General features: G+C 71.3%; 27 protein-coding genes. 11 read left to right on the forward strand and 16 right to left on the reverse strand.

Going from position 1 to position 23,079, the window contains the following annotated elements; all coding sequences use genetic code 11:
- The first annotated feature begins 28 nt into the window (after positions 1-28).
- Entirely contained in the window at positions 29-469 is a 441-nt protein-coding gene (locus ACU6WY_RS11095; RefSeq protein WP_483819710.1) for a hypothetical protein, read from the forward strand.
- A 9-nt stretch (positions 470-478) separates the two neighbouring features.
- Here ACU6WY_RS11095 and ACU6WY_RS11100 read toward each other — a convergent pair whose 3' ends face one another.
- Positions 479-1,306 carry a UbiA family prenyltransferase gene (locus ACU6WY_RS11100; protein WP_483819711.1) on the reverse strand — a complete coding sequence of 276 codons (828 nt, stop codon included), beginning with the start codon at positions 1,304-1,306 and terminating at the stop codon, positions 479-481.
- 115 nt (positions 1,307-1,421) lie between these two features.
- Positions 1,422-2,918 carry an HNH endonuclease signature motif containing protein gene (locus tag ACU6WY_RS11105; RefSeq protein ID WP_483819712.1) on the reverse strand — a complete coding sequence of 499 codons (1,497 nt, stop codon included), beginning with the start codon at positions 2,916-2,918 and terminating at the stop codon, positions 1,422-1,424.
- A gap of 304 nt (positions 2,919-3,222) precedes the next feature.
- Between ACU6WY_RS11105 and ACU6WY_RS11110 the strand changes: the two genes are divergently transcribed.
- A complete protein-coding gene (locus tag ACU6WY_RS11110) occupies positions 3,223-4,110 on the forward strand; it encodes an SDR family NAD(P)-dependent oxidoreductase (protein ID WP_483819713.1) in 888 nt (295 codons plus the stop codon).
- A gap of 213 nt (positions 4,111-4,323) precedes the next feature.
- On the opposite strand, the gene ACU6WY_RS11115 is transcribed toward ACU6WY_RS11110, so the two are convergent.
- Positions 4,324-4,923 carry a DUF2231 domain-containing protein gene (locus tag ACU6WY_RS11115; protein ID WP_483819714.1) on the reverse strand — a complete coding sequence of 200 codons (600 nt, stop codon included), beginning with the start codon at positions 4,921-4,923 and terminating at the stop codon, positions 4,324-4,326.
- A complete protein-coding gene (locus tag ACU6WY_RS11120; RefSeq protein WP_292902080.1) occupies positions 4,920-5,801 on the reverse strand; it encodes a manganese catalase in 882 nt (293 codons plus the stop codon). Before ACU6WY_RS11120 ends, ACU6WY_RS11115 begins: the two co-directional genes overlap by 4 nt.
- A 334-nt stretch (positions 5,802-6,135) precedes the next feature.
- Between ACU6WY_RS11120 and ACU6WY_RS11125 the strand changes: the two genes are divergently transcribed.
- On the forward strand, positions 6,136-7,107 hold the full coding sequence (locus ACU6WY_RS11125) for an iron-containing redox enzyme family protein (protein ID WP_483821910.1): 972 nt from the start codon (positions 6,136-6,138) through the stop codon (positions 7,105-7,107).
- Positions 7,104-7,304 (forward strand): CDGSH iron-sulfur domain-containing protein, encoded by a 201-nt coding sequence (locus ACU6WY_RS11130; RefSeq protein WP_138175474.1) that lies wholly within the window; start codon positions 7,104-7,106, stop codon positions 7,302-7,304. The genes ACU6WY_RS11125 and ACU6WY_RS11130 overlap by 4 nt, the downstream gene beginning before the upstream one ends.
- A gap of 82 nt (positions 7,305-7,386) precedes the next feature.
- Here ACU6WY_RS11130 and ACU6WY_RS11135 read toward each other — a convergent pair whose 3' ends face one another.
- The 3 genes from ACU6WY_RS11135 to ACU6WY_RS11145 form a co-directional block, all read right to left on the reverse strand.
- Complete coding sequence (locus ACU6WY_RS11135) at positions 7,387-7,932, reverse strand: TetR/AcrR family transcriptional regulator (protein ID WP_483819715.1); 546 nt, start codon at positions 7,930-7,932, stop codon at positions 7,387-7,389.
- 10 nt (positions 7,933-7,942) lie between these two features.
- Positions 7,943-8,731 carry an alpha/beta fold hydrolase gene (locus ACU6WY_RS11140; protein ID WP_483819716.1) on the reverse strand — a complete coding sequence of 263 codons (789 nt, stop codon included), beginning with the start codon at positions 8,729-8,731 and terminating at the stop codon, positions 7,943-7,945.
- Between the two features lie 74 nt (positions 8,732-8,805).
- Positions 8,806-9,168 (reverse strand): sugar ABC transporter ATPase, encoded by a 363-nt coding sequence (locus tag ACU6WY_RS11145; protein WP_483819717.1) that lies wholly within the window; start codon positions 9,166-9,168, stop codon positions 8,806-8,808.
- 358 nt (positions 9,169-9,526) lie between these two features.
- Between ACU6WY_RS11145 and ACU6WY_RS11150 the strand changes: the two genes are divergently transcribed.
- The 3 genes from ACU6WY_RS11150 (at position 9,527) to ACU6WY_RS11160 (ending at position 11,685) form a co-directional block, all read left to right on the forward strand.
- On the forward strand, positions 9,527-9,853 hold the full coding sequence (locus ACU6WY_RS11150; RefSeq protein WP_483819718.1) for a DUF7882 family protein: 327 nt from the start codon (positions 9,527-9,529) through the stop codon (positions 9,851-9,853).
- Positions 9,854-9,919: 66 nt separating this feature from the next.
- Positions 9,920-11,125 carry an NAD(P)/FAD-dependent oxidoreductase gene (locus ACU6WY_RS11155; RefSeq protein WP_483819719.1) on the forward strand — a complete coding sequence of 402 codons (1,206 nt, stop codon included), beginning with the start codon at positions 9,920-9,922 and terminating at the stop codon, positions 11,123-11,125.
- 107 nt (positions 11,126-11,232) lie between these two features.
- Complete coding sequence (locus ACU6WY_RS11160; RefSeq protein WP_483819720.1) at positions 11,233-11,685, forward strand: SRPBCC family protein; 453 nt, start codon at positions 11,233-11,235, stop codon at positions 11,683-11,685.
- A 60-nt stretch (positions 11,686-11,745) separates the two neighbouring features.
- Here the strand turns inward: ACU6WY_RS11160 and ACU6WY_RS11165 are convergent, their stop codons facing one another.
- The gene (locus tag ACU6WY_RS11165; protein ID WP_483819721.1) at positions 11,746-12,738 is read right to left on the reverse strand and encodes an aldo/keto reductase; all 993 of its coding nucleotides are present in this window, start codon (positions 12,736-12,738) and stop codon (positions 11,746-11,748) included.
- A 130-nt stretch (positions 12,739-12,868) separates the two neighbouring features.
- On the opposite strand from ACU6WY_RS11165, the gene ACU6WY_RS11170 reads away from it, so the two are divergent.
- Entirely contained in the window at positions 12,869-13,303 is a 435-nt protein-coding gene (locus ACU6WY_RS11170; protein ID WP_483819722.1) for a hypothetical protein, read from the forward strand.
- Between the two features lie 9 nt (positions 13,304-13,312).
- Here the strand turns inward: ACU6WY_RS11170 and ACU6WY_RS11175 are convergent, their stop codons facing one another.
- The 5 genes from ACU6WY_RS11175 to ACU6WY_RS11195 all read right to left on the reverse strand — a co-directional run bounded on the left by ACU6WY_RS11175 (position 13,313) and on the right by ACU6WY_RS11195 (position 17,954).
- A complete protein-coding gene (locus ACU6WY_RS11175) occupies positions 13,313-14,737 on the reverse strand; it encodes a PepSY-associated TM helix domain-containing protein (protein WP_483819723.1) in 1,425 nt (474 codons plus the stop codon).
- On the reverse strand, positions 14,734-15,957 hold the full coding sequence (locus tag ACU6WY_RS11180) for a Dyp-type peroxidase (protein ID WP_483819724.1): 1,224 nt from the start codon (positions 15,955-15,957) through the stop codon (positions 14,734-14,736). The genes ACU6WY_RS11175 and ACU6WY_RS11180 overlap by 4 nt, the downstream gene beginning before the upstream one ends.
- On the reverse strand, positions 15,957-16,505 hold the full coding sequence (locus ACU6WY_RS11185) for a copper chaperone PCu(A)C (RefSeq protein ID WP_483819725.1): 549 nt from the start codon (positions 16,503-16,505) through the stop codon (positions 15,957-15,959). The genes ACU6WY_RS11180 and ACU6WY_RS11185 overlap by 1 nt, the downstream gene beginning before the upstream one ends.
- A 10-nt stretch (positions 16,506-16,515) precedes the next feature.
- Entirely contained in the window at positions 16,516-17,070 is a 555-nt protein-coding gene (locus ACU6WY_RS11190) for a copper resistance CopC family protein (protein WP_483819726.1), read from the reverse strand.
- 287 nt (positions 17,071-17,357) lie between these two features.
- Entirely contained in the window at positions 17,358-17,954 is a 597-nt protein-coding gene (locus tag ACU6WY_RS11195; RefSeq protein ID WP_483819727.1) for a hypothetical protein, read from the reverse strand.
- A gap of 169 nt (positions 17,955-18,123) precedes the next feature.
- On the opposite strand from ACU6WY_RS11195, the gene ACU6WY_RS11200 reads away from it, so the two are divergent.
- Complete coding sequence (locus tag ACU6WY_RS11200; RefSeq protein WP_483819728.1) at positions 18,124-18,384, forward strand: hypothetical protein; 261 nt, start codon at positions 18,124-18,126, stop codon at positions 18,382-18,384.
- The gene (locus ACU6WY_RS11205; RefSeq protein WP_483821911.1) at positions 18,381-18,839 is read left to right on the forward strand and encodes a GNAT family N-acetyltransferase; all 459 of its coding nucleotides are present in this window, start codon (positions 18,381-18,383) and stop codon (positions 18,837-18,839) included. Before ACU6WY_RS11200 ends, ACU6WY_RS11205 begins: the two co-directional genes overlap by 4 nt.
- Positions 18,840-18,994: 155 nt before the next feature.
- Here the strand turns inward: ACU6WY_RS11205 and ACU6WY_RS11210 are convergent, their stop codons facing one another.
- Together ACU6WY_RS11210 and ACU6WY_RS11215 are read right to left on the reverse strand one after the other, a co-directional pair.
- The gene (locus tag ACU6WY_RS11210; protein ID WP_483819729.1) at positions 18,995-19,888 is read right to left on the reverse strand and encodes an SDR family oxidoreductase; all 894 of its coding nucleotides are present in this window, start codon (positions 19,886-19,888) and stop codon (positions 18,995-18,997) included.
- A 50-nt stretch (positions 19,889-19,938) separates the two neighbouring features.
- Positions 19,939-21,747 (reverse strand): glycoside hydrolase family 15 protein, encoded by a 1,809-nt coding sequence (locus tag ACU6WY_RS11215; protein ID WP_483819730.1) that lies wholly within the window; start codon positions 21,745-21,747, stop codon positions 19,939-19,941.
- Between the two features lie 166 nt (positions 21,748-21,913).
- On the opposite strand from ACU6WY_RS11215, the gene ACU6WY_RS11220 reads away from it, so the two are divergent.
- Positions 21,914-22,474, forward strand: coding sequence for a Dps family protein (locus ACU6WY_RS11220; protein WP_483819731.1), 561 nt, complete (start codon positions 21,914-21,916; stop codon positions 22,472-22,474).
- Between the two features lie 63 nt (positions 22,475-22,537).
- On the opposite strand, the gene ACU6WY_RS11225 is transcribed toward ACU6WY_RS11220, so the two are convergent.
- Complete coding sequence (locus tag ACU6WY_RS11225) at positions 22,538-22,966, reverse strand: response regulator (protein WP_483819732.1); 429 nt, start codon at positions 22,964-22,966, stop codon at positions 22,538-22,540.
- Positions 22,967-23,079: the final 113 nt, after the last annotated feature.

Consider the following 23,079-nt stretch of genomic DNA (forward strand, 5'->3'; position numbering starts at 1 on the left):
GCTCTGAGCGCGCATCTACAGTCGAGCCATGATGCTTCGTGCGTACCGTCGTGCTCTGTGGCTCCCCGTTCCGGTCGGGGCGGCGCTGGGAGCGGTGCCCGGATTCGCGTTCTCGGGGGGAGGAAAGTCCGACTTCGTGGCGACCCATGGCAGTGGCGGGGTGCTCTCCCTGGCTCTTTTCGGTGCCGTCGTCGGTGTCGGCACCGCGGTGCTCGCGCAGGTCGGCGGCATCGTCGCCCTCCTCCTCCGACGCGGCGCAGACCGAGCTGTCGAGCGGGCGAGATCCGGCGCCGCCCTCGCGGTGGTGGCGGGGTGGCTCGCTCTCGGGATCGTTGCCGCGCCTTACCTCGGCGTCGGCTTCGTCGCGGTGGCCGCGTCGATCGGCATCGTCCTGGGTTTCGTCACTTCTCTCCTCGCCACGCTCCTCCTGCGAGCCGACGAGCGACGCGCCGGCTTCGTGCCCGTCTGAGGCGCGCGCTCAGGTCGCGACGAGCTGGGCGGCCAAGAGCAGCGCGGCGAGCATCGTGAGTTGGAAGACCGAGCGACCGGGCGGACGCGAGAGGGCGAGCACCATCGTGGCGACCGCGACGAGCACGACGGCGGTGAAGAACACGGTGCCGACCGCGCCGCCGCCGGAACCGATGAGCACCGCCACCGCGCCGACCGCGATCCCCGACGCCGCGAGCACAACCGACGCGCGCGCGCCCAGCCGGTGCGGGAGTCCCCGCACGCCGGTCGCGCGGTCGTCGTCGAGGTCGCGCACGACGTTGGTGAGGTGCACGGCGGCGCCGAGGGCCGCGCCCGCGAGCGACGCCCAGACGGGGGCGAGGGCGGGGTCGGGCAGCGACAGAGGCGCGAACGAGGGGAAGAGTCCGAAGCTGAGCAGGAATGGCGCGATCGACACGGGTGTCGACTTCAGCCCGGCGTTGTAAGCCCAGGCGGAGGCGAGGGCCACCGCGTGGGCGGCGACGAGCCCGGGCCCGAGCGGCGCCGAGAGCGCGACCGCGACGGCCACGGATGCCACGGCCACCGCCAGAGCACGTTGCGGCGTGAGAGCACCCCCCGCGATGGGCTTGTCGGTGCGCCCGACGGCGACGTCGCGGGCCGCGTCGATCGCGTCGTTGGACAGCCCCACCGAGACCTGCCCCGCGAACACCGCGACCACCAGCAGCACCAGGCGCCACGGCTCTAGCCCCGCGGCGATGCCGAGCGCAAGCGACAGCACGGTGACGACGAGCGTGGGGCCGGGGTGGGTCGCGCCCCACAGCGCCCCGAGGAGGGACGGCTTCGCGGGGGCGTCGGACACGTGACGACGGTACCGCGTCCTACCGCGCCTCGACCGGAGACGCGGCAGCTCCCAGGTGCGTGGCCTCAGCCCCCACGGCGACAGCGAGCGAGCCGCCCTACCGAGAGGAACCGCCTCAGAACGGCACATCGTCGGGCGCTTCTCCGTGTCGGTGCGCCGGTGCAGCCGCAGGAGTGAGTCGAGGGTCAGGGTCGGGGACGAAGCGCACGCCGGGTGGTGTCTCGGCCGCGGCGGAGGGGTCGGGGTCAGGGTCGGGGTCGGGCCCCGGGTAAGACGGATGGTAGGGGTCGGGGTGGTCGATGTAGACGCGTCCGGTGGGTGAGGTCCATTCCAGGACCCCGCCGTCGAGCTGTCGGACGGTCCACCGGGTGAACTGTTTCTGGGTGTGGTGTCGCTGACACAGGCAGCAGAGGTTGCGGACATCGGTGACCCCACCCAGCGCCCAGTCGATGCTGTGGTCGATCTCACACCGGATCGCGGGAGCAGTACACCCCGGCCACCGGCAGTGCCGATCCCGGGCCCGCAGATACCGGTCGATCGCAGCCGTCCGCTGATACGTGTCGGCGCACAACACCGCCCCCGTGACCGGATGCGTGATGACCCGATCCCACGGGACACTCGTCGCCTCCGCCAACCGTCGCGCGGTGTCGGCATCGATCGGACCCCGCCCCACCAGCTCCGCCGGAGCGAGGTTCTCCCGCCCGGGAGCGAGCATCGTCAACGCCGGCACCACCACCTGCACACGCGCACGGATCTTCCCCAACGTCCCGGGACCATCACCACGACGCGTCGGATCCAGAGTCGGATCGGACGTGAGAAGCATGTCCGCGAACACATCCGCCCGCACCTGATCCACCGTGCGGATATCCGGCGTCGCGGGCCGGGAACCGGCGACACCCGCCTCCCCACCCGCCGCGGCCTCGCGGCCCGCGTCAACGATGACCCGCGCCTGCTGCGTCAACCGGTCATGGATCGCCTCGGCCAACACCGTCGGCAACGTCGCAACCAGATCCGACATCCCCTCCACCCCCGGCACCACCCGCACACACCGACCCTCCCGCCCGGCCCGGTGCCGCTCGGTCACCGTCCGCGGATGCAACCGCTGCGCCACACCCGTGAGCCGGGACTTCAACCGCCCCGGACTCGACACCTCCCCCGCCAGCGCGACAGCCACCACATCAAACTCCCCCCGCGCCTCGACCGGCAGCTCCGCCCCGACCTCAGCGATCACCCGCACATACCGGCGGGACAACACCCCCGCCTCCCACGCCGCCACCGTCACCGGATACGACTCCACCAACGTCACCGCCTCACCGATGTCACGCTGCACCGTCCGATCCGACAGCCCACACGCCGCCGCAACCTCCGACGCCACCTCCCGCATCGCCATATCCGAGCCCCGCACCGACGCCCGCACCGACGCCGCAGCATCCAGAGCAAACCGCCCCACCCCCGCCAACGCCCGCACCCGCGCCACCTCCGCCAAAGCCACCGCCGCCTCCGCCGCGACCACCTCGGCCACTAATCCGGCGAGCACCTCCACATCACCCGACGGCGTTGAGACCGGCTGGTCGGAGGACCCGGCGCAGCCAGGCGAATCAATCGAAGACATGTTCGAATGTTAGCCCCGACCTCCGACATTCCACCCGCCGCCGGCGGCATCCGTGGATAACTCGTCAGGCTCGCCCACTGGGGAGGAGGACTTCCCCAGAGCCCCCCTCACCGCCAACTCGCGCGACACCGCCAACTCGCGCGATCCCGCCGGATCGCACGATCCCGCCGACTCGCGCGATCCCCTCGCCCGGTCATCCGCGCCTCCCCGCGTCAACCCCGTCGGCCACCCGACGAGGGAACGGCGACACTGTCACGCGTCCCCACCGCGCGCACGGCGCCCGGGACCGAGCACGAGGAGTCGTATGACCCAGGTCGTCGTCATCACGGGAGGGTCGCGGGGCATCGGGCGCGCCACCGCCATCCGGTACGCGCGCCGGGGAGCCCGGCTCGTGCTGATCGCACGGGATCGCACCGCCCTGGAATCTGCGGCCACCGAATGCCGCCGGTTCGGCGCGCAGGTCCTCCCCCTCTCGCTCGACCTCGCCCTTCCCGGCAGCGCGCAGCGGGCCGTGGATGCCGCGATCCTGCGCTTCGGGCGGATCGACGTCTGGGTGAGCGCGGCATCGGTGTTCTCCTACGGATCCGTCGAAGACACCCCCGGGGCAGTGCGCGATCGGGTCATCGAGACGAACCTGATGGGGCCGATGCGCGACGCGCAGGCCGTACTCCCCCGCTTCCGCGGGCAGGGGTCCGGCACGATCGTCTTCGTCGGGTCGTTGTACTCCCAGGTCGCGGGCGCCTACGTCGCCCCGTACGTTGCGGCCAAGCACGGGCTGCTGGGGTTCGCGCGGGCCCTGCGGCAGGAGATGCTCGGGCATTCCGGCATCCGGGTGCGTGTCGTGCTCCCCGCGAGCATCGACACTCCCATTTATCAGCGCGCCGCCAACGTCACCGGTCGCACCCCGCATCCGCTCCCGCCGGTGGTGTCCGCCACGCGGGTGGCTCGGGCGATCGAGCGCGCCGCGAACGGACGACGACGCGAGATCGCGGTGGGGGCCGCACAGTTCGCGGCCCGCCCGCTGCGTGCGCTCGCGCCACGGTGGTACGACCGCGGCATGCGGACGCTGCAACGCACCCTCGGTCTGCGGCGACGCTCCGCGCCCGACAGCGCCGGGGCCGTGCTCATCCCTCTGCACGACCCCGGCGCGATCAGCGGCGGGTGGCGCCGGGTCCCCCGCGGAACCCGCTGACCCCACGGCGCAGCAGCGGAACCCGCTGACGCGACGGAACGGCGGGGCGCCCAACGGGCCGACTCGAACGCGACAGAACCGCGAGGCACAGAACGGCCGACTCGAACACAACCGAACGGCGGGGCACCGAACGTGCCGACTCCAAAGCGACGAACCAGCGAGGCACCGCACGGCCGACTCGAACGCGACGGCACCGCACGGACCCGACGCGGGTCACCCCGCTTCGAAGCCCTCGCGCTGCGTGTGCTCGTCGGCCACCCGCACGCCCCAGCGGTACGACAGCTTTCCGCCCAGCCACCCCGAGACGGCGAGGCCGCTCGCCGCGATCCCGCTGAGGAGGAAGGCGACGAGGGGGATGCGGCCGGCATCCAGGAGTCGCACGACGAGCCCCAGCGTGAACAGCACGATCCCGGTCGTGTTGAGCAAGAGGTGTGCCACCGCGGTCCGGCGGGCGGGGGTCCGTCGTTCGATCCGCGACATGTCCAGCAGACCCAGGACCGACGCCACGACAGCGCCGACCAGACCGATGGCGATGAGCAGGCGCGAGCCGGCGGCGAAGGCGCGGGGATCGTCGGACGCGAGGCCGACCAGATCGAACACCAGGCTCGAACTCCACGCCCCGATGGGTATCGTCACGGCGATGGGATGGAAGGGATGCCCATACGGCCCCGCCACCGCGGCGCGCGGCTGTTTCGCCGCACGCATCGCCGGGAAGCTCGCCCCGGTGCGTTCGCGCCCACTGCCGAGACGCCCTCCGCTACGCCCCGCCGGAGCGGTGCCGATCTCGGCACCGCTCCCCTCGTCGTCGCTCATTCCTTGTGCAGCGCGTCCTGGGCGCGGCCCGCGAGCTTCTCGACCGTGTTGGGCAGCTCGGTCGTGCCGTAGAACCGCACGTCGGGGTGCGTGGGCGGCGGCATCGGCACACCCGGCTCGGGCGTGGCGAGGTAGGTGAACTCGCCCTTGCCGTCGGGGGTCGGACCCGAAGCCCAGCGTCCTTCGCCCGCGGCGGCACCGTCGGAGAAGTTGATGTACTGGTACGACACGTCGCGGTCCTCCTTCTCGAGCGGGAAGTTGCTGGGCACGGGGAGGGCCTCGTATCCCTCTTCCTGCAGTTCCGCGGCCGCGGCGATCCACTGGTTCTGGTGCATCGTGTCGCGGGCGAGGAGGAAGGCGAGCAGGTCCTTCACACCGTGGTCGTCGGTCTGGTGGTAGAGCCGCGCCACCTGCACACGGCCCTGCATCTCCGCGTTGGCGTTCGCGGTGAAGTCGGCGAGCAGATTGCCGCTGGCGGTGATGAAGCTGCCCTGCCACGGGTTGCCGTTCGAGTCGACGGGGCGCGCTCCGGCGCCCGCGACGATCCCGTGCTGAATGTCGGTCCCGCCGATGACCGCGGCCACCGTGGGGTCGTCCTGCACGGCCTCCTCGGTGATCCCGAGCGGAGACTTCTCGAGAAGCTGCGCGATCATGACCGCGAGCATCTCGACGTGGCCCATCTCCTCGGCACCGATCCCGAAGACGAGGTCACGGTACTTGCCGGGCATGTGCATGTTCCAGGCCTGGAACTGGTACTGCATGGCCACGCTGATTTCGCCGTACTGGCCGCCGAGCACCTCTTGGAGCTTGCGGGCGTAGACGGCATCGGGCTTTTCGGGGGTCGCTGCGTGCTGGAGTTCCTGCCGGTGGAAGTACATCGCTCTCCTTCGTCGTCCATCGACGCCGACCGGGGGGCGCGACGTCACGAACAACGAAAGGGCGCCGCCCCGGGGTCCGGCACGGGGGTTGCGCTCGCCCGTCGGCACGGGCACAATCGCGAGGTCGAAATGGCCGTGCGGCGTCGCGCGGCACACGGTTGTCAAGGGCCTCCGAGATCAGCGCCCGCGCGCGCAGAGTGATCCGGTGTCCGTGACTCTCTCCCCCCACGCTCCCCGCACTCACCTCGCCGGCGACGATGCCCCCGTCGGCGACGACGCCCTCGACGCCGCGGCATCCCTGCCGTTCTCCGCGCGGGGCCCCGTCAGTGCGGCCGTGATCCGCCACCTCTGCGACGGCGTCGCCACCCCGCACACCGCCCTCGCCGACGACGCGGTGGCCGCGACACCCGATGTCGAGACCGACGACGACCTGCAACTGGCGCTGTTCGTCCTCTCCGCCTCGGCGTACGGCTCGTTCGACGCGCTCGACGCAGACCTGGAGTGGGATCCCTCCCTGGTGGCGACCCGGGGTGTGATCGAGCGGGCGTTCGAAGCGGCGCTCCGCGATCGGCTCGCACTCCCCGAGCTCCCGGCACCGACGGCGGATGCCGTGGCCCGCGCGCTCTTCGACCTGACCGCCGCCGACACCGGCCCCAGCGTGTCGCGCCACCTCGCCAAGAAGGCCACCCTCGACCAGGCGCACGAGTTCCTCGTGCACCGCACCGTGTACACGCTGCGCGAGGCGGACCCGCACTCCTGGGCAATCCCGCGCCTGACCGGGCGACCCAAGGCGGCGCTCGTCGAGATCCAGTCCGACGAGTACGGCGGCGGACGCCCGGAGCGCGTGCACGCAACGCTGTTCGCCCGTGCGGTCCGGGCCGCGGGCCTCTCCGACTCCTACGGCGCCTACATCGACGATGTGCCCGCCGTCACCCTGGCCTCCCACAACGCGATGTCGATGTTCGGCCTGAATCGCCGACTTCTCGGGGCGATCGTCGGTCATCTCGCCGCGTTCGAGATGACCTCGTCGATCCCTAACCGGCTGTACGCCGAAGGCCTGCGACGCCTCGGCTTCGGTGACGAGGTGTGCGCGTACTTCGACGAGCACGTCGAGGCCGACGCCGTGCACGAGCAGATCGCCGCGCGCGACCTCGCCGGTGCGCTGGCCGAGGATCACCCCGAAATGCTCCCCGACATCCTGTTCGGCGCGGCGGCGTGCCTGAGCGTGGACGGGCGCGTCGGCGCGCACATGATCGACGCCTGGTCGCGCGGAGAATCGTCGCTGCGACCCGAGGCGGGGCGATGAACGACCCCGCACCGAGCATCACGGCCTACCCCGACGGCCCGTTGATCGTGCGGGGCGATGTCGAGCTGCGCGACCCCGAGGGGCGTCCCGTGACGAAGAACCGGCGCACCGTCGCACTCTGCCGGTGCGGCCTATCGACGATCAAGCCGTTCTGCGACGGCACGCACAAGCCCGCGGGGTTCCGGACCGACGACTGAGGCGGCTCGTCGCGGAGGACGTGCTCCCCCTGCACTGGGGCGACGACGCGGTGGGCCCCGCTCCCGGTCGGCGAACGCGCCGTCACGCGCTCGTGCGCACCTCCGGGAGTGGCCGCGACAACTCCGCGTCCAGCGCCTCGATCAGCCGGGCGAAGCTCTCGTCGACGGATTCCGGCTGACGGAACCCCCCAAGCCGCTCGAGGTCGGCGAAGCCGTGCAGCGCCGACCGAACGAATCGGATCCGATGCACGTCGCGCGCGCTCTCCCCATACCCGGCCAGCGCCCGCGTGAGTTCGTCCATGACGGCTCCGGCCGCCACCTCCCACTCCGGGCCGGATCCCCCGTGCTGGGCGAGTTCATACATTCCGGGGCGCTCCCGCGCGAAGCCGCGGTACGCCTCGGCGACGGCAGCCAGAGCGTCGCGCGACGACAGACCGCGGGAGGATCGCGCGAGAGCCTCACCGAAGGCGTGGGTGGCCGTCAACGCCACCCGGTCGGTGAGGTCGGCGAGCCCGCCGACGTGCTTGTAAAGGCTAGGGGCGGCCACCCCGAGCGCCGCGGCCACCCGGGCGAGAGTCAGGGATGCCACTCCCTCGGCGTCCACGATCCCGGCGGCGCCGCGGACCACGGCGTCAGGGTCAAGACCAGCGCGCGGCATTCCGCACCTCCCCGAGGAAATGCAGCACGGCCGGGGCAACGGCGTCGGGCGCCTCGAGCATCGGCGCGTGTCCGACGCCCGGGACGACGAGCACCTGCGCCGACAGCTCCCCCGCGAGCCACTCCGCCTCGGCGGCGGGGTCCTTCCAGTCGGGATCCGCCGCACCCATGACCACGAGGGTGCGCGCCCGCACGCGCGGCAGGAAGGGGGCGACGACGGAGTGGTCGGCCCGGGTCGTGCGGACGAACGCCGCCCATCGCCCCGGGCGAGCGAGACGCCGGGAGAGGTGCGCCGCTCGAACCCGCGCGTCCTTGCCGAGTCCGGGCCACAGCGACGCGGAGTATCCGCGCCACACGGTCGGCCCCCAGGGGCGGGCGAGGAGACCGCGCAGAAGCGCGCCCATCACCGCGTTGCCGTTTCGGGCGAACGGCCCCAGCAACACGAGACCTGTCACGAGGTCGGGTCGGGTGCCGGCGGCGATGATGGCCGCGGCCGCACTCAATGACGCCCCCGCGATCACCGCGGGACCGCCCCCGAGAGCCTCGATGACGGCGATCAGGTCAGCGGCGGTGGCAGGGTCGCCGTACTCCGCAAAACCGGTGTCGCTGTCGCCGTGCCCTCGCAGGTCGGTCAGGGCCACGCGGTACCCGGCGGCGGCGAGCCGGTCGGCGAGGGGTCCGAAGGCGTCGCGTTCATCTCCCATGGCGGGCGAGCAGACCACCAGGGGCCCGCTCCCCCGCACCTCGACGGCCAGATATCCACCGTCCACGTTCACTTGGCTAATGTCCATAGCCAAAAGCTACGCCCATTAGCCGGAAGGGGCAAGTCCCTCGCGGAGTCGACTCAGAGATCCTCGGGAGCGAGATCGCCCTGACCCTCGTCGCCGAGCTCGACGACCCCCGGATCCTGCCCCTGGGAGTCGGTCCCGGTGCCCGTGGGGTGGAGATCCTCGAGCGGGATGTCCGAATCCTCCGCGGGGATCTCGGCAGGGTCGGCACCCGTGGCGGTGGCGGGATCGAGGTCGGCGGGGTCAACGCCCTCGTCGAGCGCGGTCGTGGCATCCCATTCGGCCTGGGCCGGATCCCGGGAGGGATCGACCTCGACCGAGGTATCCCCGTCGCGCAACGGCTGGACGCCCGCGACACCGTCCGCCTCGGCGGGCGCGGTCGTTTCGGTCTCGGCGCGGGTGGGCGAAGCGTCACTCATGGGGCATCCTCTCGTCGTCTGCGCGGCGTCCGCGCAGGGGCCGGTGAACCGGGTGCTCCCATCCAAACGGTCGACCGAGACGCAGGACCGCCCCCTTGACACCTCCGCCCACCTCCTCGTAGCTCGCCGATCTTTCGCTCCGCGGCCCGGCATCCGCGCTCTGCGTCCGACGAGACGGCGGAGAGGATCCGACGCGGCAGGATGTCCCGGGTGCTGCGGCTCTCCCCCCGGAGCCACATCGTCCAAATGTTCTGATTCGCATCGCATCCGGTTCCGTCTGTGCGCGGAACGTCTCCGATCGCGACCACCGGACGGCGACAAGAGCACAGTGTGACATCGAGAACGAGGAGGATCAGCCGTGGGCAAATTCATCTACGAGGGCACCGTCCGGGCCGACTTCGACGACCGTCTCCTGGCGCACCTGCAGGTGGTGGTGGGCAACAAGCTCAGGCGCGGGGAGCCGTTCTACTTCCAGTGGAAAGACGACCTCAGCACCGGCGGGGGCCGGACCGCGGTCTGGGTGCACCCGCGCGCGAGCATCGTGTTCAAGTTCCACGGGGGCCGCACCCCCGCCGTCAATCGGCACTGGCTGGAGGCCCTCATGACGATGGCCAACTCACCCAGCGGCCTCTACGTGGTGCCCGAACCCCCGGAGGACGCGACCCTGCCGGAGTCCTTCGGCTGATCCCCTGTCAACCCGGTGGTGTCGGGCCGGTCGAGGCCGTTGTCTAGGGGCGACGGAAGGACCGCCATGCCCCACACCCCCCGACCGGCTCCCCGCATCGTCATCATCGGCGGCGGAAACGCCGGGCTTTCGCTGGCGGGGCGACTGCACCGCGCCCGCACGGGCGACATCACGGTCGTCGAGCCGCGCGAGCGGCACGTCTACGCTCCCCTGCAGTCGCACATCGCCGGCGGTGCCGCGCGCGCGTCCCGCGCCGTCCGCCCCCAGGCCGACGTGACCCCGCCCGGCGTGCGATGGCTGCGCGACGAGGCGTTCACCGTCGATCCCCGCGCCCGCCGGGTGCACCTCGTCTCGGGCGGGCACCTCGACTACGACCAGTTGGTCATCGCCGCCGGAATTCGCATGGATTGGGAGTCCATCCCCGGTCTCCCCGAGGCCATGGCCACCCCGGAGGGGATCTCGAACTACGACTTCCCCCTCGCCGCCCAGGCCTCCCCGGTGCTGCGTGACCTGCGCCAGGGCACCGTGGTATTCACCCAGCCTCCGGAACCGGCGTCGTGCGGTGCCGCGGCGCAGAAGCCGATGTATCTCGCGTGCGACTGGTGGCGCTCGATCGGCGTGCTCGACGACATCCGCGTGATCCTGGTGCTCCCCGACCCCGTTCCGTTCGGCATGCCGTCGATCGATCGCGAGCTGCACCGCGTGCTCGACCGCTACGGCGTCGAGGTGCACTACTCCCGCGAGGTGAGGCGAGTGGATGCCGAGACCCGCACGCTCACGATCGGTCACGGCTCCGACGAGGAGACGCTTTCGTACGACGTCCTGCACGCGGTGCCGCCACAGCGGGCACCCGAGTGGATCGCCGGCAGCGGACTCGCCGCCGACGATGATCCGCACGGCTTCGTCGACACCGATCCCGAGACGCTGCAGCACCGTCGGCATCCGGAGATCTGGGCCCTCGGCGATGCGGCCGCCGTCGCCACCCGCCGCTCGGGCGGGGCGATCCGTCAGCAAGCGAAGGTGCTGACGACGAATCTGCGCTCTGCCCTCGCCGGCCGGACACCCTCGGCGCGCTACGACGGCTACAGCGTCGTGCCGTTCACGGTCTCGCGGGGCACGGTCGTCTTCGCCGAGTTCGACCGGTGGGGCAAACCCCGTCCGTCGATCCCCTTCTGGCGCTCGCTGTCGCGCGAGCGACGGTCGACGTGGATCGCCGACCGCCACGTGTTGCCGTGGGTGTATTGGAACCTCATCTTGCGCGGGCGGGCCTAGCTCTCGCGTATAGGCCACACGAGCAGATCTCTCAACCCCGGGGCCCCGACCCGCGCGAGGCGCGAAGACTAGACCCGAACCCCGGATCACACAGGAAGAAGGACATCATGGCCCAGGTCATCGAAACCGTCGACGTCAACGTTCCCGTACGCGTCGCCTACAACCAGTGGACGCAGTTCGAGGAGTTCCCGCACTTCATGGGCTTCGTCGAGTCCATCACCCAGAAGACCGAGACCCTGACGCACTGGAAGGTCAAGATCGCCGGTGCCGAGCGCGAGTTCGACGCCGAGATCACCGAACAGCACCCCGACGAGCGCGTCGCCTGGAACAGCGTCGGCGGCGACGAGAACCACGCCGGTGTCGTCACGTTCCACCGACTCTCCGACGACGAGACGCGCGTCACCGTGCAGATCGATTGGGAGCCCACGGGCCTGCTCGAGAAGGCCGGCGCCGTCTTCGGCGCCGACGACCACACGGTGAAGAAGGACCTGCAGAACTTCAAGGAGTACATCGAGTCGCGCGGTGCCGAGTCCGGCGCCTGGCGCGGCGACGTCAGCTGACGTTTCTCCGAACGCCGAGAGCCGGGTCCGTCCACGAGGACGGGCCCGGCTCTCGGTGTTTCACCACTGCGGGTGGATCTCGGCCCGCAAACGCCGGTCGTACACGTCGCGCACGAGCGCGTCGAAGGCGTTCAGGTCGAGCCCGCCGTCGAGCAGATCGGCGGCGGCGGCGTTGGCCGATGCCTGCGCCGCGGAACGGGCGCCGGGGATGACCGACGTGACCCCCTCGCGCGAAGCGCTCCACGCCAGCGTCGCAGCCGGCAGCGTCACGCCCTCCGGCAGCGCGGCCTTCAGCTCATCGGCGGCGGCGACGCCCTCGGCGAACGGCACGCCCGAGAACGTCTCACCCTTGTCGAACGCCTCGCCGTTGCGGTTGTACGTGCGGTGGTCGTCTTTGTCGAAGGTGGTGTCGGCGGTGTATTTCCCCGACAGCAGGCCGCTCGCGAGCGGAACACGAGCGAAGACCGCGACGCCCTTCTCCGCGGCCGCCGGCAGCACCTCATCGAGAGGCTTCAGACGGAACGGGTTGAAGATGATCTGGAGGTTGGTCAGGTTCGGGCGCCGCAGGGCCGACAGGGCCTGGTCCATCGTCTCGACCGAGACGCCGTACGCGGCGATCACACCCTCCGCCACGAGCTGATCGAGCGCGTCGTAGGTGGCGTCGTCGTCGATGACCGCCGACGGCGGGCAGTGCAACTGGACGAGGTCGAGGGTGTCCTGGGTGAGCAGACGGCGCGACCGGTCGGTCCACGCGCGGAAGTTCTCCATCGTGTAGTTCTCGGGCACCTGGTCGGCGCGACGGCCCATCTTGGTGGCGACCGTGAGGCCCGTGGCATCCGTCTTCTGGAGGAAGGCGCCGATGAGCTCTTCGGAGCGCCCATCGCCGTAGACGTCGGCGGTGTCTAAGAGGGTGACCCCGGCGTCGACCGACGCGGCCAAGACCTGCATCGCCTCGTCTTCGCTGACACCGCCCCAGTCGGGGCCGAGCTGCCAGGTGCCGAGACCGATCGCCGAGACCTCGCGGCCGGTGCGGGAGAGGGGACGCTGCTGCATTGCGGTTCCTTTCGGGAGTCGGATCGAGCCTATCCACCCCCCTCGACACGGGGGCCGCGCGTCAACCCCGTTCCCGCTCGCGGGCGCGCCCTCTAGCGTGACCTCACACCCCACCGGAAGGACCACCACCGTGAACACCCCCGCAGAAGACCGGCCCGGAGCCGACCACGCGCACACCGTCTCGGATGCCGAGGGCCACGCGGCCGACGTGCCCGCCGGCGGTGCCGGCGCCGACTCCGGAGCGGTCTCGGCCACCGAGATCGACACCGACGACGACGCGCGCGTGCAGAACGTTTCGAGCCAGAACGACATCCCGGGCGTCGGCACGCGTGCCTCCGACGGCGACATGGAGCGGGGTACCGACGACGCACGCGGCGAAAGCGGCTCGACCTCGCGCCATCACGAACACGAGACCGAGCCGCACCCCGAAGGCGAGACGAACGCCGGGGGCGAGGCGCACGTGACGGGCGACTCGGCGATCGCCCACTACCAGCCGGGCGTCGGACGCGACTCGGCGGAGTCGAGCAAGATCGCCCAGAGCCTCCCCGACCCCGACGACGACTGACCGGGCCTCTCAGCCGTTCGGCACCCTCCGTCGCTGCGCCAGCCCGAGGGCGACGTCGAGCACGACGAACGCCGCGAGGGTGTACCCGACGAACGGCAGCAGCAGCCCCAGTCCCACCGCTCCGGTGACGACGAGGACGATCCCCCACCACGGCGCATCGCGCAGGGCGCCGCGGGCGGGGGCAACCGCGAAGCCGCGCGTCGGACGGCGGGCCCACCACATCGCGTATCCGAGCACGACGAGCGCGGTGATCCCGAGGGCGAGCACGAACAGTACGAGCTGGTTCGCCAGACCGAACATCGACCCCATGTGGATGTCGATCCCCCAGCGCGAGAGCTTCGCCAGGAGGGGGAACTCCGCGAAGTCGACACGGTCGGTCACCTGCATCGTGGACCCGTCGATTGCGACGGCATCCACCTCGGTCGGGAAGCTGCGCTGGATCTCCTGCACCACCCACGCCCGACCGGGCGCGGCGGGGGGCCTGATCTCGACCTGCCCGGTGGTGACGTTGATGCGCTGCGCGATGGCGAGCACGGCGTCGAAGGTCGCGGGGTTCGCCGCGCCGGTCGGGGCCGCCGCGGCTCCGCCGTGATGGGAGTGCTCTCCGCCGACGGGAGCGTCGCCGTCGAGGGTCGTGGTCAGCGACGGCGTCCCCCCGCCGACCGCGGCGCGGAGGTCCGCGACGTGGGCCCCGGCGAAGGCCGACCACGTGATGCCCGTGGCCGACAGGAACACCGCTCCGAGCACGACCCACACGCCGATCGAGGCGTGCCAGCCGAAGAGCCCGCGGTAGCCGGTGTGCTTCCGGTTCGGGCGCACGAGATCGGCACGGCCGCGCCGACTGCGCCGCATCCTCCCGATCCAGAGCCCGAGTCCGGCGAGCGCCACGATCCCGAGCCAGGATGCCGCGAGCTCGCTGTACCACCGGCCGGGTTCGCCGAGGTGGAGGGTCCGGTGCAGATCGCTCACCCACGTGCGCACGGGCAGGGCGCCGCTCGTGCCGTAGGCGGGGAGATCGCCCCGGATCTCGGCGGAGCCGGGATCGACGAAGATCGCCCGCGTTTCGCTCGCCCCGAGCGACGGGTCGGCGAACATCACGCGCGTCGTAGCGCCGACCTCGGGCGCCGGACGCACCGCGACCGGGGTCGCGTCGCCCCCGACGTATCGCTCGGCGGCGACGATCTGATCGGCCAACGGCAGCGGAGCCGCGTTCGAGGTGGCGGTGAGCTCGTCGGCGTAGACGATGCGATCCAGCGTCGGGGTGATCGCGTACAGCGCGCCGCTGAGGGCCGCGACGAGGATGAACGGGCCGACGAGCACGCCCGCGAAGAAGTGCAGCCGCCGCAGGAGCGCGGTGAACCAGCCTCGCCTCCCCCTCGCGCGCGCGGGCGTTTCGTCGGCCGTGGGGCCGACGCCCGGGTGGGTGAGGGTCATGACAGGATTCCTTCTCCGATGAAGCCGCCCTCGGCACAACCGGGCGGGAGGGCGAACACGGCCGACCCGATCGGGGTCGTCCACTGGTTGAGCAGGTCGAGCTCGTCGAGCCGACGCTGGAGGGGGACGAACTGCCGGTCGATGTCGGCCTGGAACGACACGAACAGCAGTCCCGCGTCCGAGACCGTGCCCGCCGGCGGCGAGTCGTCGTAGTTGTACCCGCGACGGAAGATGCGCTGCGCGGGGTCGTCGGGGCGTGCGCGCCGCACGTGCGAGAACTCCGGGATGACGGGGAACCCGACGGCGTCCTTCGCGGCGAAGTCGGGCTCGTCGAACTCGTCGGTGCCGGTCAGCGGCGCACCGGTGGCCTGTGTGCGCCCGAGGGCCTGATCTCGGCCCGGACGGTCGAGCCGGTCCCACTTGTCGAGATCCATCGCGATGCGACGGACCACCGCCCCCGTGCCCCCGGCCAGCCACCCCTCGTGCGCCCACACGATCTCGTCGAACCCGGTGGTCCCGGGCACGGGGTTGGCCGTGCCGTCGACCTGGCCGAGAAGGTTGCGCATCGTCGTCCCGGGCCGCTCGGTCCCGTGGGCGCGACGGAACCCCTGCTGCACCCAGCGGGGCGCAGCGAAGGCCCGCGCGTCCTTCAGCAGCATGCGGGTGGCGTGCGCGACGGTGACGGGGTCGTCGGCCGCGATCTGCAGCAGCAGGTCGCCGTCGCCGTACTCCGGGCGGAGCCGGTCGATCGCGAACGCGGGCAGCGGCCGGAGCCACGCGGGAGCCGGTGCCCCGGCCCGCGCGACGACCTGCGGACCGAAACCGAAGGTCACCGTGAGGCGTGCGGGTGAGGTCGCCAACTCCGGCTCCGTATCGGCGAGCGCGCTCTCCCCGCGCGTCAGTCGTGCGGCGTCGTCGGTGAGCGTGCGCATGAGGCGGCGGAGGGCCTCACGATCGGTGTCGGGACGCAGGTCGAGCGCGACGAGCGAGACGTGGGCCTGGGCGTCGGTGTCGATCCCGGCCTGGTGAGCGCCGTAGAACGGCACGATCACGTCGCCGTTGAGCGGCGGCGAGGCCGTGGCATCCGTCGCTCCGGCCGACATGGCCGCGTCGATGCCGATCGCGGCAACGGCACCCGCGCCGGCGACAGCCCCTCCGAGGAGGAACTGCCGCCGGCTGGCGCCGCGACCGTCCGAGGTGGGTCGATCGCGTCGGGCCATCAGTGATCCGACTCCGAGTGCGCCATGTCGCCCCCGTCGTGCCCGTCGTCCTCGTAGTTCTCGTTCGCGCCGGCGAACTCCTTCACGGGTGCGGTGATCTCGGCGGTGGAGTCGTCCGAGAACGTCAGGGTGAGGGTGGTCTCGTCGCCGGCGCGAAGAGGGGAGGTGACGTCCATGAACATCAGGTGGCTGCCGCCCGGTTCGAGCGTGATCGACCCGTGCGCGGGGATGACGAAGCCGCCCTCGATCTGTCGCATGACCATCTGGCCGGATTCGTTCTGCACGGTCTCGTGCAGCTGCATCGACGACGTCGCGGGACTCGTCGCCGACACGACGGTGAGCTCGGAATCACCGTCGTTGCGGAGCTCACCGAACCCGGCGCTCATGCCGGAGTCGGCGGCCTTGACCCAGACGTCGCTGGTCGAGAACGCCTCGGCCGCGGGGGTCGCGGGTTCGGGAGACGCCGCTCCGGCGCAGCCGGACAGGGCGAGGGTGGCGGCGAGGGCGAGCGCGCCGAAGCGCAGGACGGAGGTGGTGCGAGTGGACATGACGGGCCTTTCAGGACTGTGCGTCGCGCCCGGCGCGACGGCGGAGGAAGAAGATGACGGCGAACGCGGCGAGCGCGAGGCCCGCCCCGGCGGCACCGACGACGACGACGCGCGGAAGGCCCGCGACGGCGTCGGACGCCGGAGCCGCGTCGACGGGAGCCGCGGTCGAGACCGCGACCCGCTCGAGCGGTGCGGCGTCACCGACGGTGAACGGGATGACGCCCGAGATGGGGTGGCCGTCGCCGGAGACGACGCGCCAGCGCACTTCGTACCCCGCGACGGGCAGGCCCCCCTGGAGCGGAACGGTGACGACCCCGGATGCCACGACCGGGTCGGCCGCCACCCAGTCGGTGCCCTCGCCGTCGGCGACGATCACCTCGGTACCGACGTCGAGCACGTCGGCCGAGAAGCTCAGGGCGATCTCATCGGGCGCGGAGGGAAGGCGCTCACCGGCGGAGGGTGAGCTGGAGATCAGATCGTCGTGGGCGGATGCCGGGACGACCGACGCCAGAACGGCGACGGCGGCCACGACGATCCCCGCCGCGACGACGCGGAGGCGATGCATGGAAGGAACCTCTTCTCGGATGCCGCAGCATCCGTCGATCGGTCGTCGGCGACCGTGTCACCCGAGGGTGACGCCGACGCCGACGCCGAGGGCCCGGCCGCAGCGAGCCGGATCCGGGCGGTCGCGACGAGCGCGAGCGCCGGGCCGGCGCGCACACGGGTGCGGCGGGGCCCCGATGAACGGGACTGTCCCGAGGGGACAGGAATCTCTGCCGGCGGGCGCGGCCGGTCATCAGCGGCGCGGCACGGCGGCGGCGCCCCGTCAGCGCGAGAGCGACAGTGCGGGCGTCAGCGTGCGAACAGCGGCGGGCCCCGGCGCCGGGCCGAGGTCACGAGGAGGAGCGAACGCGGCGCCACGGCGGCGGCGACAGCGGGGAAGACACGACGGCGCGGCACGGGTCCGGTGCCGGTCGCGATGATCGCGACGCGGGCCCGCAACCACAGGAGGAGGAGGTCGGCGAGGGAGCGCACGAGCGCGAGAGTGCGTTCTCCGCGGTGCAGCGCGAGGGTGGTCGCCGCGGCGGCGGCGAGGTGCCAGCCCCACATCGTGGCATCCACCCCGACGACCGGGTCTGCCGCGGCGGACAGGAGCGGGGTGGCGGCACCGTGCACGTGGCCGGCGGGGGCGTCGTACCCGCCCAGCACGAAGAGCGTGTGGAAGAGCACCTGGCTGAGCCCCACGGCCGGCGCGAGCCGCCAGAACGACGGCCGGCGCCCCACGAGGGCGGTGCAGACGACGAAAGAGAGCGCGAGGGGCACGGCGATGCCCACCCAGCCCGGCATCGCTCCCCCGGCGGTGACGTGCGAGAGCAGGGCGACGAAGGTCGCGATCGCCGCGCCGACGGCACCGCGCGCGACGCGCGTTCCCCGTCCCTGTCGTCGCATGGCCTCCATTGTGTCAGGTGCCCGGCGGGCCCCGCGCCCGAGCACACGCCCTCCACCGGGCGCGGACGCCGCACCGGGTGGGGAGGAGCGCCATCGCGTGTCAAGCACTCGATGCGCGCAAAGCGACGGGTCTAGGGTCGAAACCACCACCACACCGAAAGGGCGCATCATGGGCGATCGCGAGACTACCGGCCACGGCACCGGACCCGACGAGGGCGAGTACACCGAGGTGCAGCTGCCCGACGGCAGCGAAGCGGGCATCGACACCGACGAGCCGGGCGAGTATGTCGACACCCAGCGTGCCGACGGGACCGAGTCACGTCCGCGCTCCGACGAAGCGGGCGCGTACACCGACGTGGAGCTGCCCACCGGTGATGAGTCCCGCGAAGACCTCACCGACCCGGGTGAGTACACCGACCGGGATCGCTGAGCCACCCCGTGATCCGTGACATCCGCACCGACGACGCCGGTCAGGTGCTCACGATCCAGCGCGCCGCGTTCGCGAGCGAAGCACTCATCTACGGCGACCCCGACATGCCCGCGCTGACCCAGACACTCGAAGAAGTGGAAGCAGAACTCGTTGAGAACCTCGGCTGCGTCGCGGTCGACGGTGATCGCGTCGTCGGGGCTGTCCGGGCGCGGATCGACGGCGACCTGCTGCTGATCGGGCGGATCGCCATCGCTCCCGACCAGCAGGGCGGCGGGATCGGGTCCCGGTTACTGGCCGCCGTCGAGGAGCGCGGGCGCACCGCCGGGGCCCGCGAGGCGGAACTATTCACGGGCCCTCTGAGCGACGCCAACCAGCGCCTCTACGAGCGCGAGGGCTACCACCGCAGCGAGACCACCGACGGCGGCGAGATCTTCTACCGCAAGCCCCTGGCCTGACGCGGGCCGGTGACCGCGGCCGGGCACGCCGCGTCGCGAAAGCAGGCCGTGAGCCGAGAACAGGCCGATTCCCGCCGACGGAATCGGCCTGTTCTCGTGGCATCCCCGGTTTTCGTGACCGGTCGGGGCGCTGCCCGACCGGTCGCGACGGGCGCTTACGGAGTGGGCATGCCGCCGTTGACGTTCAGCGTCTCGCCGATGACGTAGCTCGACTCGGCCGACGCGAGGTAGACGTACGCCGGGGCGAGCTCGGCGGGCTGGCCCATGCGGCCGAGCGGGGTGTCCTCACCGAACTGGGCGACCTTCTCCTGGGGCTGGCCGTCCGACACCTGCAGCGGCGTCCAGATGGGGCCGGGGGCCACCGCGTTCACGCGGATGCCCTTCGGCGCCAGCTGCTGGCCGAGCGCCTTCGTGAACGCGTTGATGGTCGACTTCGTCGAGGCGTAGTCCACGAGGATTGCCGAGGGCGAGTACGCCTGGATCGACGTAGTGTTGATGATCGCGGAGCCGGCCGGGAGGTGCGGCAGCGCCGCCTTGGTGATCCAGAACATCGCGTACACGTTGGTCTTGAAGGTGTCGTCGAACTGCTCGTCGGTCAGCGTGGTCAGGTCTTCGTTGAAACGCTGCTTCCCGCCGTTGTTGACCAGGATGTCGATCCCGCCGAGCTCCTCGACCGCCTGCGCGACGAGCGAACGGCAGTACTCGGGGTCGCGCAGGTCGCCGGGCATCTGCGCGACGGTCGCGCCGGCCTCGCGCAGGATGCCGGCGATGCGGTCGGCATCCTCCTTCTCCTCGGGCAGGTACGACATCGCCACCGAGGCGCCCTCGCGGGCGAAGGCGATCGCGGTGGCCGCGCCGATGCCCGAATCGGCGCCCGTGATGAGCGCCTTCCGCCCCTCGAGGCGACCGCTGCCGACGTAGGTGTCCTCCCCCAGCGCGGCCTTCGGGGTGAGCTCGGCATCGAGACCGGGCTCGGGCTGGTGCTGCTTCGACGGCTCGATGTCGGCGTAGAGCTTCGCGGGGTCGGTGAAGGTGTATTGCGTGGTCATGGCGAGTCCTTTCAGGGGGGATGCCGGGACGAAGGCCGTCCCGGCGCGGTTCAGTGGTTTTCGAGCTCGGCGGCGTCCACGACCTCGCGGATCACCAGAGCGGCGTTGATGAGGGCGAGGTGGCTGAGGGCCTGCGGGAGGTTGCCCCAGAAGGCCCCGCCGTCTTCGGCGATCATCTCGGAGTAGATTCCGACGTCGTTGGCCTGGGCGATGAGCGCGTCCATCGCCTCGATCGCCTCAGCGTGGCGGCCGACGCACGCGAGCGCCGTCGCGCGCCAGAACGCGCACGCGACGAAGGTGTGCTCTTCCTGGTCCATGCCGGTGTACCGATAGACCAGGTGGTTCGAGGTTCCGAGACGCTCGGTGATGGCATCCACGGTCTTCGACATGCGCTCGCCCCGGTCGAAGCCGGTGGGAGCGTGCAGGAGCACCGAGGCGTCGAGGTCGTCGGTACCCGGGCGCAGCGTGTACGCCTCGAGCGAGTCCGACCAGCAGTGCTCCTCGACCCACGCGTGGATGCGGTCGCGCTCCGCGCGCCAGCGGTCTCCGTTGTCGGGGATGTGGCCGTCCTCGGCGAGCCACTGCGCGTCGTCGAGGGCTTTCCAGCAGCCCATCTTCGACGACGTGTAATGCGCGAGTTCGGGCAGCTCCCACATGCCCGAATCCGTGCGGCGCCACAGGTCGCACGTGCGGTCGGCGACGTCGGCGAGGAGCCGCCCGGTCTGGGTGTCGAGGCGATTGCCCGCCTCGACGTAGGTGCGGCAGATCGAGATGAGGTCGCCGTACACGCCGAGCTGGAGTTGTCCTTGCGCGGGGTTGCCGGTCACGACGGGCTGGTTGCCGTTCCACCCGGGCACGTCGTGCTTCTCGACGCCCACATCGGCACCGCCCTCGAGGGTGTACATCACCTGCACCTCGGGGCCGTTCTCACGGATGGTGCGCAGCAGCCACGAGATCGCCGCGTGCGTCTCCTCCCGCAGCCCGAAGCCGACCCACGCGTGTGCGGTGTAGGCGAGATCGCGCACCCACGCGAAGCGGTAGTCCCAATTCTTGCCACCCCGCGGGTTCTCGGGGAGGGAGGTGGTGGCCGCGGCAGCGATCGCGCCGGTGGGACTGAAAAGAAGAAGCTTCAGGGCGAGCGCGCTGCGCTGCACGTCGTCGGCCCACGGCCCGTCGTACGAGAATTCGTCCGACCACGCGGACCACCCGCGGATCGTGCGGTCGATGCCCCGGTCGACGTTCTTCGCGTTCGGGATGCGCAAGGGCTCCCCCTCGGTCGCGGCGAGCACCAGTAGGTGGCGCGACCCCTCGGCGGTGGTGAAGCCGCCGTCGATGCTCTCGTCCCCGGCATCCGGCTCCCCGCGCATGCCGTGCTCGTGGCCGACCACCGCGAGCGAGACCGCCCCGACCCGCATGACCGTGAAGCCGTCGACCCGCTCGGTCCACGGCGCGGCCGACCGCAGCATCGTCCCGGGCTGCACGCGCCACGCGAACTCCACCTCGCCCCGGATGCCGTCGACCCGGCGCGCCAGCTCGGCCCACGGCAGTCGCCCGGCGATGCCCGTCACCATCGCATCGGTGACCGTCGCGGTACCCGTGGCGGTGGTGAACGTGGTCTCGAGCACGTTGGTGTGCGCGATGTAGCGGCGCGACACCTCGAAGTCCTGGACCGGCGCCAGTTCGATGCATCCCCCGGCCGACTCGTCAACGAGCCGCGCGAACACGGGGCGCGAATGAAGGTTCGGCAACGGCAACCAGTCGACCGCCCCGTCGAGCCCGATGAGGGCGACCGTTCGTCCGTCGCCGATGGCGGCATAGTCGCGGAGCGGCCGGGACGGCGAAGGTGATGTCGTGGGCACGGTTCCACGCTAGAAAGGTCCCGGCATCGGCGGGGCGGGGTTGTCGTTCCCGACGCAAGCGGCTACGGGCACAGCGCTACCGCGACGCCGCGACCCCCGCAACCCCCGGCCTCTCACGCACCCGGCGGCCTAACCTCGTCATCGACCGCGAGTGAAAGGAACGCGCATGTCTTCCACCACCAAGGATTCCCCCGCCAAGAACCGCCGTCGCCCGGCTCGCGGCGGCAGCGGCCCCGAAACCACCGAAGAGCAGAACGCCGAGAAGGGCTTCCAGGCGTCCGAGAAGCTCACCGACGCACTGCAGGCCGTGCTGATCGACCTGATCGAGCTGTCGATCCAGGGCAAGCAGGCGCACTGGAACGTCGTCGGTAAGAACTTCCGCGATACGCACCTCCAGCTCGACGAGATCATCGAAGCCGCGCGCGAGTTCAGCGACACGGTCGCCGAGCGCATGCGTTCGCTGCACGCTCTCCCCGACGGCCGCAGCGACACGATCGCCGAGACCACGACCCTGCCGGAGTTCCCGCAGGGTGAGGTCGACACCGCCGAGGTCGTCGACCTCATCACCGAGCGCCTCGACGCCACCGTCGGCACGGTCCGCGACGTGCACGATGCCGTCGACGAGGAAGACCCCACGAGTGCCGACATCCTGCACGGGATCCTCGAGCGCCTCGAGCAGCTGTCGTGGATGGTCAGCGCCGAGAATCGCGTCGCACGCAAGTCGTAAGCGCGACGAAACTCACCGGATGCCGGGGCCTCAGGGCCTCGGCATCCGTCGTTCCCGCGTGGGTCAGCCGCGCGCGATGAGGAACGGCGGGTGAGGGCCCTCGAGCCGGGCGACAGCGATTTTGACTTCTGTCAGGGAATCGTCCACAGCTCTCACCTTCTCGTCGAGGTCGATGAGATGGTGGTCGACCTGCTCGAACCGCTTATCGACCTGGTCGAACCTCTTATCGACCTGCTCGAACCTCTTATCGACCTGCTCGAACCGCTTATCGACCTGGTCGAACCTCTTATCGACCTGCTCGAATCTCGCGATGAGGCGGCTCTCGGATCGAGCGAACCTCGCTTCCCAGCGCTCTTCCGAGTCGACAAAGCGGCGATCCGTGCGCTGCTCCATCCGCACGATCATCCACTTCGTGCCGCCGAGAATCGTGGAGACGAAGGTGAGGAAGAACGCGGCGAGTGCGATACTCGCTTGAGCGGCGTCGACGGTCACGGTTCGTCCTTTCGAGCGGGGGTGGGGTCGAATTTACGACCTCTGTCTCGCGCTCGCGAGTCGACAGACGCCAACCGTGGACAACTTCACCCCCACGCCCACCGGGGAGGAAC

The organism is Microbacterium sp. ZW3a (assembly GCF_057167165.1).